Source organism: Streptomyces sp. CO7 (genome assembly GCF_053474865.1).
Genome location: NZ_JBRIOU010000001.1, coordinates 2,533 through 5,648, shown reverse-complemented (window position 1 = coordinate 5,648; position 3,116 = coordinate 2,533). Strand labels below are relative to the sequence as shown.

Here is a 3,116-nt window from a genome sequence, read left to right as displayed (position 1 = left end):
CCACGAACCCCGCCACCGCGCCGACCAGCAGCCACCGCAGCGCCGACGCCGGCACCACCCGCCCCACCACCGCGTCCGCCGCGACGGTCCCGCCCCGGTCGTCGAGGAAGAAGCGCGAGTCACGGGAGTTGCCCCGGTTGTCGCCCAGCAGGAACAGCCGCCCCTCCGGCACCGTCACCTCGTAGGACGGCCCGCTGCTCCAGAGCGGCGAGGGCAGGTAGGGCTCGTCGAGCGGGCGTCCGTCGACCGACACCTCGTCGGTCCGCCCTTCCGAGGCCGCGGCGACCCGCTCCCCGCCGGTCGCCACGACCCGCTGCACCACCAGCACGTCGCCGTACCGCTCCGGCGCCTTGAACAGCACCACGTCGCCACGGCGCAGCCCCTCGCCCGCGTCCGCGTCGTCGAGCCGCTCGAAGAAGATCCGGTCCCCCGGTTCGAAGGTCGGACGCATGCTGTCCGAGTTGAACGTCGCCGTGCTGTACCCCGTGAGCACCCGCAGCAGGCAGAACCCCGCCACCGCGATGCCCACCACTCCCGCCGCCACGCCCGCCGTCACCAGCCGTGCCGCTCTGTTCATCATCTGCCCCTTCCCCAGGCCCGTTTGGGCCCGACGAGGCTAGCCGGACCGTCCCGGACTGGGGCGCGGCGGGGCGGCCGGTGTAGCTTGGGACGGAGCCAGACGTCGCTGCTGATGGCGGTCGGGCGGTACCACGCGGTGAGCGACGGGCCGGCCGAGGGAGAGAGGGCCTCCGACGGACTGCGCTGCGCGCGCGTGGGCACTCCTGTGCCGACGGGGCACCGTGGTGTGGTGCCCCCGGACGCCGTCGCGCAGACCAGCCGTACCCGACCTCTACCCACACACCCGCTATCCGCGAGGAGCAGCACTTCATGACTGTCGACAACCGACAGGACTTCAAGGTCGCCGACCTCTCCCTGGCCGAGTTCGGCCGCAAGGAGATCACTCTCGCCGAGCACGAGATGCCCGGCCTGATGGCGATCCGCGAGGAGTACGCCGCGGCGCAGCCGCTGGCCGGCGCCCGCGTCACCGGCTCCCTGCACATGACGGTCCAGACCGCCGTCCTGATCGAGACCCTGGTCTCCCTCGGCGCGCAGGTCCGCTGGGCCTCCTGCAACATCTTCTCCACCCAGGACCACGCGGCCGCCGCCATCGCCGTCGGCCCGAACGGCACTCCGGACGACCCGCAGGGCGTCCCCGTCTTCGCCTGGAAGGGCGAGACGCTGGAGGAGTACTGGTGGTGCACCGAGCAGGCGCTGACCTGGCCGGACAGCCCCACCGGCGGCCCGAACATGATCCTCGACGACGGCGGTGACGCCACCCTCCTGGTCCACAAGGGCGTCGAGTACGAGAAGGCCGGCGAGGTCCCCGCCCTGGAGACCGCGGAGTCCGAGGAGCACCTCGAGATCCTCCGCCTGCTGCACCGCACGATCGGCGAGGGCTCCCAGAAGTGGACCCACCTGGCGTCGGAGATCCGCGGCGTCACCGAGGAGACCACCACCGGCGTGCACCGCCTCTACGAGATGCAGCGCGACGGCGTGCTGCTCTTCCCGGCGATCAACGTCAACGACGCGGTGACCAAGTCGAAGTTCGACAACAAGTACGGCTGCCGCCACTCCCTGATCGACGGCATCAACCGCGCCACCGACACCCTGATCGGCGGCAAGACCGCCGTGGTCTGCGGCTACGGCGACGTCGGCAAGGGCTGCGCGGAGTCGCTGCGCGGCCAGGGCGCCCGTGTGATCGTCACCGAGATCGACCCGATCTGCGCGCTGCAGGCGGCGATGGACGGCTACCAGGTCACCACGCTCGACGAGGTCGTCGAGACGGCGGACATCTTCATCACCACGACCGGCAACAAGGACATCATCATGGCCGCCGACATGGCCAAGATGAAGCACCAGGCCATCGTCGGCAACATCGGCCACTTCGACAACGAGATCGACATGGCCGGCCTGGCCAAGATCCCCGGCATCGTCAAGGACGAGATCAAGCCGCAGGTCCACACCTGGGCCTTCCCCGACGGCAAGAAGATCATCGTGCTGTCCGAGGGCCGCCTGCTGAACCTGGGCAACGCGACCGGCCACCCGTCGTTCGTCATGTCCAACTCGTTCGCGGACCAGACCCTGGCCCAGATCGAGCTCTTCACCAAGCCCGACGCGTACCCGATCGGCGTCTACGTGCTGCCCAAGCACCTCGACGAGAAGGTCGCCGCCCTCCACCTCGCCGCGCTCGGCGTCAAGCTCACCAAGCTCCGCCCCGAGCAGGCCGCCTACATCGGCGTCGAGGTCGACGGCCCGTTCAAGTCGGACCACTACCGCTACTGAGCGGCGGTCCGCAGCACGGCACCTCCCGGCAGGCCCTCGCCCTCGCGGCGGGGGCCTGCCCCCGTCCGGCACCCCGAGGACCCAGGACACCCGATGCCCACCGGCCGCTACCTGCTCCACGACCCGTACGACGGCGCCCCGCTCGGCCAGGAGCACTTCCAGTGCGCCCCCGGCCCGTCCGGCTGGCGCTACGTCTCCCAGCTGCTCACCCCGGAGGGGGATCACCGGGGGTCGGCCGACATCACCCTCGACGCCCTCGGCCGCCCGCTGCGCGTGGAGCTCCACGCCGGCGGCTGGCAGGTGCGCGGCGCCGCCCTCGAGGGCGTCACCTGGGTGCGCACCGACCCGACGGGGACCCACGCCACGGAGGGCAACGTCCGCGCGCACGCCTTCACCGGCGGCTCCCCGGCCTTCCTGGTCGCCACCGCCCGCCTGCTGCGCCCGGAGTCGTCCGACGGCCCGGTCCGCGTCCGTCTCGTCGCGTTCACCGACCCGGTCCTCGCGCCGCTGACCGTCGACCGGACCTGGGCCCTCGTCGGCCGGGACACGCACACCACCGACACCGGGCCGCTGGTCGTGGACGAGTACCGGGTCACCGACCTCGACACGGGTGAGCAGCACACCGTGCACCTCGCGGGGGACGTCGTCCTGTCCGCACCCGGCGTGGAGCTCGACGACCTGCAGTCACCGCCGTCGGTGTTCACCGACGGCGGTGCGTAGGCGCGCGGAGCTCAGGCGGGCGGCGCGAAGCCTCCGCCGGCACGGTCCTGCTC

General features: G+C 71.9%; 3 protein-coding genes. 2 read left to right on the top strand and 1 reads right to left on the bottom strand.

The genetic code is table 11. The annotated features are described in order from the left end of the window. On the bottom strand, positions 1 to 580 hold a 580-nt coding region (lepB, locus tag ACOV8S_RS00025), incomplete at its 3' end, for a signal peptidase I (protein WP_448315086.1). Between the two features lie 308 nt (positions 581 to 888). Here lepB and ahcY point away from each other — a divergent pair. Together ahcY and ACOV8S_RS00015 are read left to right on the top strand one after the other, a co-directional pair. Next, positions 889 to 2,343, top strand: coding sequence for an adenosylhomocysteinase (gene ahcY, locus ACOV8S_RS00020; protein ID WP_448315084.1), 1,455 nt, complete (start codon positions 889 to 891; stop codon positions 2,341 to 2,343). A gap of 93 nt (positions 2,344 to 2,436) precedes the next feature. Continuing rightward, a complete protein-coding gene (locus ACOV8S_RS00015) occupies positions 2,437 to 3,063 on the top strand; it encodes a hypothetical protein (RefSeq protein WP_448315082.1) in 627 nt (208 codons plus the stop codon). Positions 3,064 to 3,116 lie beyond the last annotated feature (53 nt).

Coding starts and splice junctions, on each gene's coding strand:
- ahcY (WP_448315084.1), top strand. CDS start 889: ATGACTGTCGACAACCGACAGGACTTCAAGGTCGCCGACCTCTCCCTG.
- ACOV8S_RS00015 (WP_448315082.1), top strand. CDS start 2,437: ATGCCCACCGGCCGCTACCTGCTCCACGACCCGTACGACGGCGCCCCG.